General features: G+C 63.2%; 11 protein-coding genes and 1 tRNA gene. 9 read left to right on the top strand and 3 right to left on the bottom strand.

Annotated features, from left to right (window positions below; all coding sequences use genetic code 11):
- Window positions 1-67: 67 nt before the first annotated feature.
- The 4 genes from truA to dedD all read left to right on the top strand — a co-directional run bounded on the left by truA (window position 68) and on the right by dedD (window position 3,671).
- Entirely contained in the window at window positions 68-859 is a 792-nt protein-coding gene (gene truA / locus Q9290_RS03730) for a tRNA pseudouridine(38-40) synthase TruA (RefSeq protein WP_306078299.1), read from the top strand.
- 106 nt (window positions 860-965) lie between these two features.
- Window positions 966-1,829, top strand: a complete 864-nt coding sequence (gene accD / locus Q9290_RS03725; RefSeq protein ID WP_306078298.1) for an acetyl-CoA carboxylase, carboxyltransferase subunit beta — start codon at window positions 966-968, stop codon at window positions 1,827-1,829.
- Window positions 1,829-3,082: a bifunctional tetrahydrofolate synthase/dihydrofolate synthase gene (gene folC / locus Q9290_RS03720; protein ID WP_306078297.1), complete on the top strand. Its 1,254-nt coding sequence runs from the start codon at window positions 1,829-1,831 to the stop codon at window positions 3,080-3,082. The genes accD and folC overlap by 1 nt, the downstream gene beginning before the upstream one ends.
- 1 nt (window position 3,083) lies before the next feature.
- Entirely contained in the window at window positions 3,084-3,671 is a 588-nt protein-coding gene (dedD, locus tag Q9290_RS03715) for a cell division protein DedD (protein ID WP_306078296.1), read from the top strand.
- Window positions 3,672-3,702: 31 nt separating this feature from the next.
- On the opposite strand, the gene Q9290_RS03710 is transcribed toward dedD, so the two are convergent.
- The 3 genes from Q9290_RS03710 to Q9290_RS03700 form a co-directional block, all read right to left on the bottom strand.
- On the bottom strand, window positions 3,703-4,032 hold the full coding sequence (locus Q9290_RS03710; protein WP_306078295.1) for a TusE/DsrC/DsvC family sulfur relay protein: 330 nt from the start codon (window positions 4,030-4,032) through the stop codon (window positions 3,703-3,705).
- Window positions 4,033-4,058: 26 nt separating this feature from the next.
- Window positions 4,059-6,191: a YccS family putative transporter gene (gene yccS, locus Q9290_RS03705; protein ID WP_306078294.1), complete on the bottom strand. Its 2,133-nt coding sequence runs from the start codon at window positions 6,189-6,191 to the stop codon at window positions 4,059-4,061.
- A gap of 105 nt (window positions 6,192-6,296) precedes the next feature.
- Complete coding sequence (locus Q9290_RS03700; protein ID WP_306078293.1) at window positions 6,297-6,956, bottom strand: Bax inhibitor-1/YccA family protein; 660 nt, start codon at window positions 6,954-6,956, stop codon at window positions 6,297-6,299.
- Between the two features lie 195 nt (window positions 6,957-7,151).
- Between Q9290_RS03700 and Q9290_RS03695 the strand changes: the two genes are divergently transcribed.
- The 5 genes from Q9290_RS03695 (at window position 7,152) to pfkB (ending at window position 12,846) form a co-directional block, all read left to right on the top strand.
- Window positions 7,152-7,242, top strand: a tRNA-Ser gene (locus tag Q9290_RS03695).
- Between the two features lie 78 nt (window positions 7,243-7,320).
- Window positions 7,321-7,968 (top strand): TIGR01621 family pseudouridine synthase, encoded by a 648-nt coding sequence (locus tag Q9290_RS03690; protein WP_306078292.1) that lies wholly within the window; start codon window positions 7,321-7,323, stop codon window positions 7,966-7,968.
- 182 nt (window positions 7,969-8,150) lie between these two features.
- Complete coding sequence (locus Q9290_RS03685) at window positions 8,151-8,840, top strand: SDR family NAD(P)-dependent oxidoreductase (RefSeq protein WP_306078291.1); 690 nt, start codon at window positions 8,151-8,153, stop codon at window positions 8,838-8,840.
- 251 nt (window positions 8,841-9,091) lie between these two features.
- Window positions 9,092-11,908 carry a phosphoenolpyruvate--protein phosphotransferase gene (gene ptsP / locus Q9290_RS03680; protein WP_371930889.1) on the top strand — a complete coding sequence of 939 codons (2,817 nt, stop codon included), beginning with the start codon at window positions 9,092-9,094 and terminating at the stop codon, window positions 11,906-11,908.
- A complete protein-coding gene (gene pfkB, locus Q9290_RS03675; protein WP_306078289.1) occupies window positions 11,905-12,846 on the top strand; it encodes a 1-phosphofructokinase in 942 nt (313 codons plus the stop codon). The genes ptsP and pfkB overlap by 4 nt, the downstream gene beginning before the upstream one ends.
- The last annotated feature ends 4 nt before the right edge of the window (window positions 12,847-12,850 follow it).

Genomic DNA, 12,850 nt, shown 5'->3' with positions numbered 1-12,850 from the left:
CGGCCGGTTCTTCATTTTGCCGTGGCAACGGGTATAATTGCCCTCCTTTTTTTTCTTGGAACTGAATATGCGCATCGCCCTTGGCATAGAGTATGACGGCAGCCGCTATTACGGCTGGCAACGGCAGCGGGAGGTCCCCAGTGTCCAGGAAGAGGTGGAAAAAGCCCTTTCAAAAATTGCCGATCACCCGGTAGAAGTGCAATGCGCCGGCCGTACCGACGCCGGCGTGCACGGCACCGGCCAGGTGGTGCATTTCGACACCCATGCAACCCGTCCCGACGGCGCCTGGACCTTAGGGATGAACGCCAACCTGCCCCCGGACATCGCGGTGCGCTGGGTGAAGGCGGTGCCCGACGAGTTTCATGCCCGTTTCAGCGCCACCGCCCGTCGTTATCGCTACATTATTTTCAATCACAACATGCGGCCGGCCATTCACGGCGCCGGCGTCAGCCACTACGCCGGCCATATCGACGCCGACCGCATGCACGAGGCCGGTCAGTGTCTGCTGGGTGAACGCGACTTCAGTGCCTTTCGTGCCGTGCAGTGCCAGTCGAAAAGCCCGTTTCGCAACATCATGCACCTTAACGTGCAGCGCTTTGGCCACTATATTGTGCTCGATATCAAGGCCAATGCCTTTCTGCACCACATGGTGCGCAACATTACCGGCACCCTGCTCAAGGTGGGCATGGGTGAGGCCGACGGCGCCTGGGTCAGGGAAGTGCTGGAAGGCCGGGATCGCAACCTGGCCGGAGTGACCGCCAAGGCGGGGGGGCTATACCTGGTGGGGGTGGATTACCCGGACGAGTTTGGCCTGCCCGTGACCATTCCCGGCCCCTTGTGGCTGCCGGACCAATTGTGACAGGCGGCAGGCTCTGACCTGCGGCCTTAATTTTTATCAACCCGCAGCCGGATATATGATTTAATGACCGCTGCGTGACAACCACGAACAATGATTAAGGATTTCCATGAGCTGGCTTGAGAAAATTCTCCCCAAGAACAAGAACATCGGCGTTCGCCGTCACAATATTCCGGAAGGAGTCTGGACCAAGTGCACCCAGTGCGAGCAGGTGCTGTACCGTGCCGAGCTTGAGCGTAACCTGGAAGTCTGCCCCAAGTGCGACCACCACATGCGCATCAGCGCCCGTAACCGCCTCGACAAGTTCCTGGATCAGGACGGTCGCGAAGAGCTGGGCGGTGAGCTGGAGCCGCAGGACATTCTCAAGTTCAAGGACTCCAAGCGCTACAAGGATCGCATCAGTGCGGCCCAGAAGAACAGTAATGAAAAAGACGCCATTGTGGTGATGAAGGGCACCCTGCGCGGCCTGCCGGTGGTGGCCTGCTCCTTTGAATTTTCCTTTATGGGCGGCTCCATGGCCTCCGTGGTGGGTGCCCGTTTCGTCAAGGCGGTGGAAGCCTGCCTGGAAGAAAACCGTGCCCTGGTGTGTTTTTCCGCCTCCGGCGGTGCCCGCATGCAGGAAGCCCTGTTCTCCCTGATGCAGATGGCCAAGACCAGCGCGGCCCTGAATCGTCTGTCCGAAGCCGGCCTGCCCTACATTTCCGTGCTCACCGATCCCACCATGGGCGGTGTGTCCGCCAGTCTGGCGATGCTGGGCGACGTCAACGTGGGTGAGCCCAAGGCCCTGATCGGCTTTGCCGGCCCCCGTGTAATTGAGCAGACCGTGCGTGAAAAGCTGCCGGAAGGCTTTCAGCGCAGCGAATTCCTGCTGGAGCATGGCGCCATCGACATGATCATCAATCGCCGCGAAATGCGTGACCGGCTGGCCGGCCTGATTGGCAAGCTGATGAACCAGGAGCCGCTGGACATCTGATGCAAAGCCCCGCATCCACCGCCCCGGACCGCTCGCTGGCCGACTGGCTGACCGTGCTGGAAGGCCTGAACATGGCCCATATCGAGCTGGGCCTGGAGCGCATGCAGCATGTGGCCGGCCGGCTTGGCTTGCTGAGCCTGCCGTCCCATGTGATCACCGTGGGTGGCACCAACGGCAAGGGCACCACCTGTGCCCTGCTTGAAAGCATGTTGCGTGCCGGCGGTCACACGGTGGGCGTCTATTCCTCGCCTCATCTGCTCGATTACCGGGAGCGGGTACGTATCAACGGCCATTTCCCCGATGAACGAGCCTTTTGTGAGGCCTTTGCGGCCGTGGACGCGGCCCGGGGCGATACAGCGCTCACCTATTTCGAGTTCGGTACCCTGGCCGCACTCTGGCTGTTCCGGGCCCTGCGGCCCGACGTGGTGCTGCTGGAAGTGGGCCTGGGCGGCCGGCTCGATGCCACCAATGTGGTGGACTCGGATCAGGCGGTGATCACCACCATTGCCCTCGATCATACCGACTGGCTGGGCGACGACCGCGAGGTTATCGGTTTTGAAAAGGCGGGCATTCTGCGTCCGGGCAAGCCGGCGGTGTGCGGCGATCTCAACCCGCCTGCGAGCATTGGCGAGCAGGCCGGCAGGCTGGGTACCCCGGTGGCGTTCAGCGGCAGGGATTTTCACTGGCAGCAACAGGGTGACACCTGGTCCTTTAACGGATCGGGCCTGGCGCTCGAACAGCTGCCGGTGCCAGCCCTGCCGTTGATGAACGCCGCCACGGCTCTGGCCACCCTGGCTGCCTCGCCCTTTACGCTGTCTTTTGATGCCATTGCCACCGGCCTGCGCGAGGCCCGGCTCGCCGGCCGCTTGCAGCAGCTCGAGCCCAACCTCTGGGTGGACGTGGCCCACAATCCCGAATCGGCGGCCTATCTGGCTTCCCGGTTGCAGCAGGGCGAGGGCACGATTCATGCCGTGGTGGGCATGCTCAAGGACAAGGACATCGCCGCCACCCTGGCGCCGCTGTTGCCTCTGGTGGAGCACTGGTACCCGGCGACCCTGAGTGGTCCCAGAGGGGCCGAGGGCGTGATGTTGGCAAAGCAGCTGGGGGCCGAGCCGCATTTTGCTTCGGTCACCGAAGCCCTGCTGGCGGCCCGCGAGGCCGCCGGGCCGCAGGACAGGGTGCTGGTGTTTGGCTCCTTCTTTACCGTGGCCGAGGCCCTGGCCTGGCACGGCGCTCAACAAGGGGAGAACTGAGATGGCAACCCAATTTCAGCATCGCCTGGTGGGCACCATATTGCTGGTGGCGCTGGGCGTGATTTTTCTGCCTGACCTGCTGGATGGCAAGCAGCCACCCATGCCGGATGAGGCCGTCAGCATTCCGTTGCGCCCCGAGCTGGAGCCCCCACGGCCGGCACCGGCCATGCCCGAGGCTACGGCTGAGCCGGCCGCCAGCGCCGAAAACTGGAGCCTGGAAACGGTAAGGGAAGCGCCTCCCGAGCCGCCGCAACCCGAGCCGCAAGTAGTCACGGTGCCGGCCCCCAAACCAGAGCCGGCACCCGAGGTTAAGCCGGTGGCTCCCGCCCCCGAACCTGCTCCTGCGGTGCAGCCGACCGGTGGCGATTTTATCGTCCAGCTGGGGGCATTTCGCAATGCGGACAACGTCAATGCCCTGGTGAAAAAGCTGCAGGCGGCGGGCTACCGGGTACAGACCACGCCGTCGGTGCCGCGTCAGGGGCAGCTAAACCGGGTGTGGGTCGGCCCCGATGCCAAACCCCGTCTGGAACAGCAACTGGCGGCACTGGAGCGCCTTACCGGTCTCAAGGGCCGTGTGATGGCCAAATAAAAATTCCGGCGAAAGCCGGAATTTTTTTGCCTTAAATACACTTCACCGGTTTGGGCAGGCCTGCCAGCTTGGTGGCCTGTTTGGCCGGCCCCTTGGGAAACAGCCGGTAAAGATAACGGCTGTTTCCCTTGTCTTCCCCCAGCTCCTTGGCCATGGCCTTGACCAGGGCCCGAATGGCCGGCGAGGTGTTGTATTTCAGATAAAACGCCCGCACAAACTGGATCACCTCCCGGTGCTCGGCCGTCAGCGTAATACCTTCTTCTTCGGCCAGCCGCTCGGCCATGGCCGGCTGCCAGTCCAGATGGTTTTTCAGATAGCCCTGGGCATCGGTGTCGATGGGGCGGCCTTCAAATTCAAACATGGGCTCTCCTCGGTTGCCCGCATATTTTACCCAAGCTGCGCTCCTTGTGCATCCCGGCCCACGCCCCCGGCCAGCTGGTAAAGATCATTGACCAGCAAGGCCATGTTGTTGTGCAGCTGGCGAGTGAGAATTTGCCACTCGTCCTCGCCATCGGTGGTCATGGCCGGCAGCGGCGGCTGCTCCGTCAGGGGCTGCTCCCGGCGCAGGGCGTCGGCGGCGGCGCACAGTCGCTCGTTCAGACCGGTCACAAAGGAGGCGGGCAGTGTCAGTCCCTGCCGACGGTGCACGCCCAGGGCGGACAGGTAAGACAAGAGCGCATGATTGCGGTAGGCGATTTCAAAGCACAGGTTGAGCCAGTGAGTCGATACCGGCTCTACCCGAATATTCTGCCAGGCCTGGGCCAGCTGGTTGTCGGCCAGGTGGGCACGCTTGCGGGCAATGCGGTAGGGCAGGGTTTCATGATCCTGAAGACCGTCCTGGTGGCTGATGGCATTCAGGTAGGCGGCATTGGCTTCCATGGCATCCGCCAGCAGCCGGGGCAGGTGGCGGCGCTGCCAGTCGGGCCAGATACACCATACGGTAACAAACGCCAGTGCACAGCCGGCCAGAGTGTCGAGCAGGCGCGGCAGCAAAACGGGCGCCTGCCCGGCGCCGTGCAGGTTAAAAGCCAGTAATACAAACAGGGTAATGAAGCAGACCGCCCAGCTGTAGTGCACCCTGACCTGAGTAAAAAATACAAAGGCGCAGAGCAGCAGGATCACCAGCTGGCTTTCCACCGACGGAAACAGCCACAGCAGGGGGGCGCCGGCGGCGATGCCGGCCAGGGTACCGATGGTCCGCTCGGTCAGGCGCTGGCGGGTGGCGCTAAAGCTGGGCTGGCATACAAACAGTATGGTCAGCAATATCCAGTAGCCCCGCTCCAGCTCCAGGGCCGTGATCAGTCCGTAGCCCAGGGCAAAGCAGACACTCAGTCGCACGCCGTGGCGAAACAGAATGGCGTTGGGCGTCAGCAGGGCGCGCAGTCGCTCGCCTACGCCCTGGGGTGCCGGGCGGGCCAGCTCGGCCTGCGATACCGCTGCCTGATGGCCGTCGTCCGCAGTCAGCCGCTCTGCCTGCAACAGCGCCCGATGTACGTGTTCCATGTTGCGGGTGAGAAAACGCAGCGGGCTCATCAGCTCGGGGGAGTAGTGACGGCGCAGATGGCTGTAGTCGAGCTGATCCCTGAGCGCCGACAACTCCCAGGCAATGCGTCTGCCGGGGCGGTAGGGATGGTGAGTGAGAATGGCCAGACCCAGCCGGTAACAGGCCTCGCCCAGCTCTTCCAGCAGCACCTGGTAGCCGGCCAGTACCTCGGCCTTATCCAGGGCATGATTGAGCTGGCGGTAGGAATAGTGGCTGGAGGCGGCCCGTTCATGCATGCTCTGCACCAGTAAATGCAGTTCCAGCAACCGGGCGAGCTCGGGGTCTTTGGTATTGCCGCTCAGGCGGCGGTTCAGTATCTGCTTGCTCAGCTCCAGACTGTTGACCAGCTGAATATTGAGCTGAGCCAGCTCATGGCGCAGGCCCCGGTGCAGCTCTTCCGGGCTGTCAAAGAAGCGGGATTTGGCCAGCAGGTAGCGGGACAGCGCAAAATAACACTGGGCCAGCTGCTCGTGTACCGGTTTGTAGGGCCAGGCCAGCAGCACCAGCCATGAACAGAGTCCGTACCAGGCAGCGCCGGCGGTGAGCAACAGGGGCTGATACCAGAACCCGGGGCTGTCGGCGTGGCCCTGCATGGCGTAAATGGACACCAGCAGGGTACCAAAACCGAGTTTGCCGGCGGCCTGGCCCCAGGCCCCGGCCAGGATCAACCCGAAGGTAGTGATCACCAGTACCGGGCCAAACAGCCAGGGGCTATCGATCAGGGCGGTGACCCCGGTAATGGCCACAAAAAAGCACACCAGTCCCAGCAGCATCTGGCCCAGCCGCCGGGCCGGGGGTTGATCGGTTTCGCTCAGGGCACCGGCCATGGCACCCAGGCAGAGGGTGACCGCTGCCGGCACTTGCTCCAGCCACCAGCCGGCCAGCAGCAAGCTGGCCATGGCAAGCAGCACCTTGAGGGCGAAGAAAAAATGGCTGTCGGTAAAAATGCGTCTCAGCCACTGGCTGGCAGGGGGCATGGTGTGTCTCGTTAAATCGGGGGCTTGCTGCCATGATACCGAAACACCGCTACCGCGGGCACAAAAAAGGGCGGCTCAAGGCCGCCCCTATGGTGTTTTGCCAGCTTAGTCGCGGCTCATGCCCAGCAGCTGCAGCAGGCTCAGGAAGATATTGAAGATGGACACATACAGGGTCACGGTGGCGGAGATGTAATTTTGCTCGCCGCCGTGAATGATGGCGCTGGTCTGCATCAGGATGGCACCGGACGAGAACAGAATGAACAGGGCGCTCAGGGCCAGGCTCAGGGCCGGCAGGGCCAGGAAGATATTGGCCACAAAGCCCACCAGGATCACCACGAAACCGGCCATCATCATGCCGCCCAGGAAAGACATGTCCTTCTTGGTGGTCAGCACATAGGCAGACAGCGACAGGAAGGTGAGGGCGGTGCCTCCCAGGGCGAGCATCACGGTCTCGGTACCGGAGCTGGTGCTCAGGTAATAGTTGAGAATGGGCCCTATGGTGTAGCCGGTAAAGGCGGTAAAGGCGAAAATAAACAGCAGGCCCAGGCCGCTGTTGCGGTTACGCTCGGTCAGAAACATCAGGCCGTAAAAGCCGACCAGGGTAATAATCAGGCCCGGGTGGGGCAGGTTCAGCATGGCACTCACCCCGGCAGACAGGGCGGCCACCACCAAGGTCATGCCCAGCAGCATATAGGTATTGCGCAGTACCTTGTTGGTTTCCAGCGCACCGCTCTGAGTACGTGAAAGGGTGTTGTTGTAACGCATGATCCAGACTCCTTACGTATCTGACTCAAATTGACTCGAATGAATTTACTCTATTCTGGACATAATATGACCCGGTTGTCGAGTATTGTGTTTCGCGCTTGTGTGCCGGGGTGGCGGTTTCTTGTTCATTTGAACCGTAGACGGCATTTAACGGTTTACAAGGTTTGCCGGCCTCAGTAGTATTGGCGCCCGTCAGGAGGGGTGGCAGAGTGGTTGAATGCACCGGTCTTGAAAACCGGCGTAGGTTAATAGCCTACCGTGGGTTCAAATCCCACCTCCTCCGCCAGACACCAAAAAGCCCGCTGCATTTGCAGCGGGCTTTTTGCATTGGATTCTTTCGCTCACGCTCACGCCGGAGTTCGCCATGAACATTGTGCTCGACCACCCCGACTTTGTTGTCATCAACAAGCCCGCCGGCATTGGCATGCATCAGCAAGGGGATGAACCCGGTCTGGTGCGCCTGCTCAGTGAGCAACTGAACCAGCCGCTTTATCCGGTGCACCGGCTCGACAAAATGACCACGGGCGCCCTGTTGCTGGCCCGCCACCCCGAGGCCAACCGAATGCTCAGCGGCCAGTTTGCCGAGCGCACCACCGGCAAGTGTTACCTGGCGCTCAGTGATCGCAAACCCGCCAAAAAGCAGGGCTGGGTCAAGGGCGGCATGGAAAAGGCCCGTAACGGCAGCTGGAAGCTGACCCGCAACCAGAACAACCTCGCCATCACTCAGTTTTACAGCACCTCGCTGACCCCGGGCCTGAGAGGCTTTGTGCTGCATCCTCACACCGGGCGCACGCATCAGCTGCGAGTGGCGCTGAAGAGTTTGGGTTGCCCCATACTGGGCGACGCCCGCTACGGCGGCACTGCGGCCGATCGGGGCTACCTGCACGCCTGGCAACTGGCCTTTGACTGGCAAGGCGAGCGTATTGAGGTCACGGCCCCCGCCACCGAGGGCGAACTCTTTACCCAGTGGTATCAGCCTTTGAGTGAATGGGCACAGAGTTCAAAGCCATAAACGAACAGCCCTCACACTGTCTTTTGGTCACAAATCGCTGGGAAGGAGCGCCACGCGAAGCAGCAGTGCGCTTTGTCCGACGAAAGTGCACGGTACCGGAAAACCTCTCACCTCCCACCCGGCTGCAACCAAACTTCGCTTCTTACGGTCTCAATAGCGACTGTTATTAACCGGAGGTGTTTATGCGTTACTGGATCATGGGGGGCGGCGGCATTGGCCGGGCGCTGGCGGCGGCCTGTGTTGAGCGGGGCGACGAGGTGAATGTATTCAGCCGCTCCAACCCCGAGCTGGCGGACGTGCGGTGGCATGCCCTCGACATCACCGACGAAGACGCCATGAACACCGTCTGCGCCGGACTGCCCCTGCCGGAGCGGGTGATCAATACCGTGGGCATGTTGCACAGCGAGCAGTGGCAGCCGGAAAAACGCATTGAGCAATTTACTCAGGAAGCCCTGCTCGATCATATGCGGGTCAATACCTGGCCCACTCTGGCGCTGGCGCGGCTGTTGTCGGCGCGCATGGAGCGACGTCAGCCGCTGCTGTTGGCGGCGCTCTCCGCCCGGGTGGGCAGCATCAGCGACAATCGCGGCGGTGGCTGGTACAGCTATCGCATCAGCAAGGCGGCGCTTAACATGGCCATTAAAAACCTGGGGGTGGAATGGGCCCGGCGTTTTCCCGCCGCCTGCGTGGTGGGCCTGCATCCGGGCACGGTGGCCACCAACCTCTCGGCGCCCTTTCGTGCCGGTTTGCCCACGGGGCAGCTACAGTCCCCCGAAGCCGCGGCACAACATCTGCTGGCGGTCCTTGATGGGGTAACTCCCGAGCAGTCGGGCCGGCTGTTCGCCTGGGACGGCCAGGAAATTCAGCCCTGACGTTATCGTCAACCCGCATTGTGATCCATGAGCTGCACCCTGTACTCAACAGGGTCTGCACTCATCACGCTGCCGGGCTTTCCTTCTTGCTCACTCTGTCAAAACGATACAGCATTCATTCACAAGCAAAATCCGGCCTGTAATCAAGCAGATGTTCCCGACGTGGCTCCTATAATGAACATACTTCGACGTGCCGGTATTCCATTCAAACAGGTGATGTGATGCTTTCTCTGACCCCACAGGACATAAAAATGGGCCAGGCCCTGACCGACAAGGGCGAGGTCATTTCAGCCCTGGCCGACTGGCTGGAGCAGGACGGTAATGTCGATGCCGGTTACGGTGCCGGCATGCTGGAGCGGGAAGCCCAGACCGCCACCTACCTGGGCCAGGGCATTGCCATTCCTCACGGCACGCAGGCGTGCCGTCACCTGGTGAAAAAAACCGGCATCAAGGCCTTGCATCTGCCCGAGGGCGTGGACTGGGGCGAGGGCGAAAAGGCCTATCTGGTGCTGGGTATCGCCGCCGGCTCCGATGAGCACCTGGAATTACTGCGCCGGCTGGCCAGGGCCCTGTCCCGGGACGATCTGGCCGAGCGCGTACGGCAGGCGCAACACAAGGACGACATTCTGCGCCTGTTGCAAGTGGATGAGGACGAAACCGCGCCGCTGCTGGCATGGCGCGCCGTGGCCATGCGCACCGGCGTAACGGCCGGTAATCTGGACGAGTTGCAGCGTGCCGCCGCCGATGTGCTGCACGCCGGTGATGAACAGCTGGCGGGCCTGCAGCACAGCTGCCTGCACCTGGGGCAGGGCTGGTGGCTGAGCCAGACGCCAACCGGCGAGGCGCCCAGTGCAGCCCTGATCACCACGCCGGGCCTTGACCATGATGGTCAGCCGGTGCGTGCCCTGCTGGCGCTGGCGGTAAACGGCAACGCCCATAAACAGCTGCTGGCGCAACTGGCCGACTGGCTGGTGGCGGGAAAAGGCGAATACCTGGCCGGGCTGAGTGATGCCGGTGAACTGCAGCGGGCATTGAGCCGGGGGCCCGATGCGGATAGCACCCTTGCCGCCAATCAGCGGGTGGTGACGGTGCGCAACCATCAGGGCCTGCATGCCCGGCCGGGGGCCATGCTGGTGCAGATTGCCAAGCAGTTTGAGGCCGATATTCGCGTGCGTAATCTGGACGGTGACGGCCATGAGGTCAACGCCAAGAGCCTGATGAAACTCATCGGCCTGGGCGTTCGCCCGGGCCACCAGCTACTGTTTACCGCCGACGGCAGCGATGCCGGCCGGGCACTGGAGCAACTGGAAACGGCCGTTCACCAGGGGCTGGGAGAAGACATGGCGCCATTGGCCTGTGAGTCCGGCAGCCTGCACGCGGTGCATGATATTGCGGCCAACTCCGAAGTACGTGGGGTGGGGGCGGCTCCCGGCATTGCCATCGGCCCCGTATATGTGGAAACGCCGCTGCGCTTTGACTACCCGGATACCGCCTGCGACGCCGGGGCCGAGGAGGGGCGGCTCAACGCCGCTCTGGCGCGGGCCGACGAGGAGCTGGCCGATACCGCCGCTGCCGCCACCGAGCCTCAGGCCCGGGACATACTCACCATGCACCGGGAGCTGTTAAGCGACCCGGCCCTGCTGGAAGGCGCCGTTGCGCGGCTGCATCGGGGCGCCTCGGCGCCTGCCGCCTGGTGGGCGGAAATCGACGACGCCGCTACCGCCCAGGCGGCCAGTCCCAATGCCATGCTGGCGGAGCGGGCCGCCGACATTCGCGACATCGGCCGCCGGGTGATGGCCATTCTGTGTGATACGCCCTTGCCCAGCCCGCCCGATACGCCTTATGTGTGGGTGGCAGAAGACGTAGGCCCGTCCGAGGTGGTGAACATGAATGCCGAACGGGTGCTGGGGCTGGTTACCGCCGGCGGTGGACCTTCGTCTCACAGCGCCATTCTGGCCCGCACCCTGGGCATTCCCGCGCTGGTGGCCATGGGCGGCGCCGTGATGGGGCTGAAAACCGGCACTAAGGTGATTCTCAACGGCGATGCCGGCACCCTGCATGTGGATCCCGAGGCCGCCGTGCTGGCGCAGGCGACTGCGCAGCAACAACAGGAACGGCAGCTGGCCGAGGTGGCCTGGGCCCACCGCGAGCAGCCTGCCGTCACCACCGACGGCCATCGTCTGGAGGTGGGCGCCAACCTGGGGAATACCGCCAACACCGCCGCCGCGGTGGAGGCGGGGGCCGAAGGGGTGGGCTTGCTGCGTACCGAGTTTGTGTTTATGGGGCGCAGCCGGGCGCCGGATCTGGCACAGCAGGTAACGGAATACCGGGCGGCATTCTCGGCCCTCGATGGACGGCCCCTGGTGGCCCGGACCCTGGACGTGGGGGGCGACAAGCCGCTGCCTTACTGGCCGGTCCCCAAAGAAGACAACCCTTTTCTGGGCGTGCGCGGCATTCGTCTTTGCCGGCAGCAGCCCGAGCTGCTCGAAACCCAGCTCAGGGCCCTGCTTACCGCCGCCGAAGACCGGCCCCTGCGCATCATGTTTCCCATGGTGGCGGACTGGTCCGAGTGGCGCTTTGCCAGGAAGATGTTTGATCGGGTGCAGGCCGAGGTGAATGCCGCCAATGTGCAGGTGGGCATTATGGTGGAAGTGCCGTCCGCGGCGCTCAATGCCTCCTTGTTTGCCACTGAAGCCGACTTTTTCAGCATCGGCACCAACGACCTGACCCAGTACACCCTGGCCGCCGACCGGGGCAACGGCGAGCTGGCGGCCCTGTCCGATGGCCTGCATCCGGCGGTACTGAAGCTGATGGCCATGACGGTGGCCGCCGCTCATGCCCATGGCAAATGGGTAGGGGTCTGTGGCGAGTTGGGCTCGGATCCCCAGGCGTTGCCGCTGCTGCTGGGACTGGGGGTGGATGAAGTGTCGGTCAGCCCCAAACGGGTTCCACTGGTAAAGGCCAGAGTACGGGAATGCAACCTGGCCTACTGCAAAACCCTGGCCGAACGTGCCCTTGAGGCGCGGGACGCCCAAGCGGTACGGGCCCTGATCGGAGAGCAGCCATGAAGGTACTGACCCTGACCCTGAACCCGGCGCTGGATCTGACCGTGTCCCTGGCCAGCCTCTCTCCCGGTCAGGTCAACCTGGCCGATGCCGGCCATCTGGGAGCGGCGGGCAAGGGCATTAACGTGGCCCGGGTGCTGGCGGAGCTTGGCCATGCCCCGCGTGCCAGTGGGTTTCTCGGCGCGAACAACGAGGCTCCGTTTTGTGCCCTGTTTGAGGGCCTCGGCATTCATGACGATTTCGTGCGCCTGCCCGGCGATACCCGGATTAACGTCAAGGTCAGCGAGGACGGTGGCCGGGTCACCGACATCAACCTGCCCGGCCTGCGGGTGAGCGAGGGCGACTGGACCCGGCTGCAGGCCCGGCTGGAGTCCCTCTCCGATGGCTTTGATGTGCTGGTGGTGGCGGGCAGCCTGCCACCCGGGGTAAGCCCGGTCTGGCTGGAAAACCTGATCACCACCTGGCGGGAGCGGGGCAAAACCCTGTGGCTGGATGCCAGCGGCGAGGCGCTCAAGGCCGGCGTTCGCGGCCGGCCTCATCTTATCAAGCCCAATCTGCAAGAGCTGGAAAACCTGATGGGCCGGCCCATTACCAACGACGAGGCGCTGGTCACCTGTGCCGAGCAGCTGATGGCCAGCGGCATCGCGCAGGTGATGGTGTCGGCTGGTGCCGACGGCGTGGTCTGGTTTGGCCCTCATGGCCACTGGCGTGCCCGCGTTCCTGAGGTCAGGGTGATCAGCACGGTGGGCGCCGGCGACTCCCTGGTGGCGGGCCTGTGTGCCGGCCTGCTGGACGGGTTGAACGCGCCCGACACCCTGCGCCGGGCGGTGGCGCTGTCGCTGATGGCGGTCACTCAGGTCGGCGTGGGCATTTACGATCAGGCCACCTTTGCCGCCTTTCAGCGCGATATTCATATTGAACCCTTTTCGAGTGGGGAGTGAGCCC

Origin of the sequence: Oceanimonas aquatica (assembly GCF_030732065.1) — a bacterium.
GTDB lineage: Bacteria > Pseudomonadota > Gammaproteobacteria > Enterobacterales > Aeromonadaceae > Oceanimonas.
Note: the sequence above shows the minus strand (reverse complement) of the source record. Positions and strands in the feature narration are given on the sequence as shown.

Coding starts and splice junctions, on each gene's coding strand:
- Q9290_RS03710 (WP_306078295.1), bottom strand. CDS start 4,032: ATGTTTGAATTTGAAGGCCGCCCCATCGACACCGATGCCCAGGGCTAT.
- folC (WP_306078297.1), top strand. CDS start 1,829: ATGCAAAGCCCCGCATCCACCGCCCCGGACCGCTCGCTGGCCGACTGG.
- pfkB (WP_306078289.1), top strand. CDS start 11,905: ATGAAGGTACTGACCCTGACCCTGAACCCGGCGCTGGATCTGACCGTG.
- dedD (WP_306078296.1), top strand. CDS start 3,084: ATGGCAACCCAATTTCAGCATCGCCTGGTGGGCACCATATTGCTGGTG.
- accD (WP_306078298.1), top strand. CDS start 966: ATGAGCTGGCTTGAGAAAATTCTCCCCAAGAACAAGAACATCGGCGTT.
- truA (WP_306078299.1), top strand. CDS start 68: ATGCGCATCGCCCTTGGCATAGAGTATGACGGCAGCCGCTATTACGGC.
- yccS (WP_306078294.1), bottom strand. CDS start 6,191: ATGCCCCCTGCCAGCCAGTGGCTGAGACGCATTTTTACCGACAGCCAT.
- Q9290_RS03700 (WP_306078293.1), bottom strand. CDS start 6,956: ATGCGTTACAACAACACCCTTTCACGTACTCAGAGCGGTGCGCTGGAA.
- Q9290_RS03685 (WP_306078291.1), top strand. CDS start 8,151: ATGCGTTACTGGATCATGGGGGGCGGCGGCATTGGCCGGGCGCTGGCG.
- Q9290_RS03690 (WP_306078292.1), top strand. CDS start 7,321: ATGAACATTGTGCTCGACCACCCCGACTTTGTTGTCATCAACAAGCCC.
- ptsP (WP_371930889.1), top strand. CDS start 9,092: ATGGGCCAGGCCCTGACCGACAAGGGCGAGGTCATTTCAGCCCTGGCC.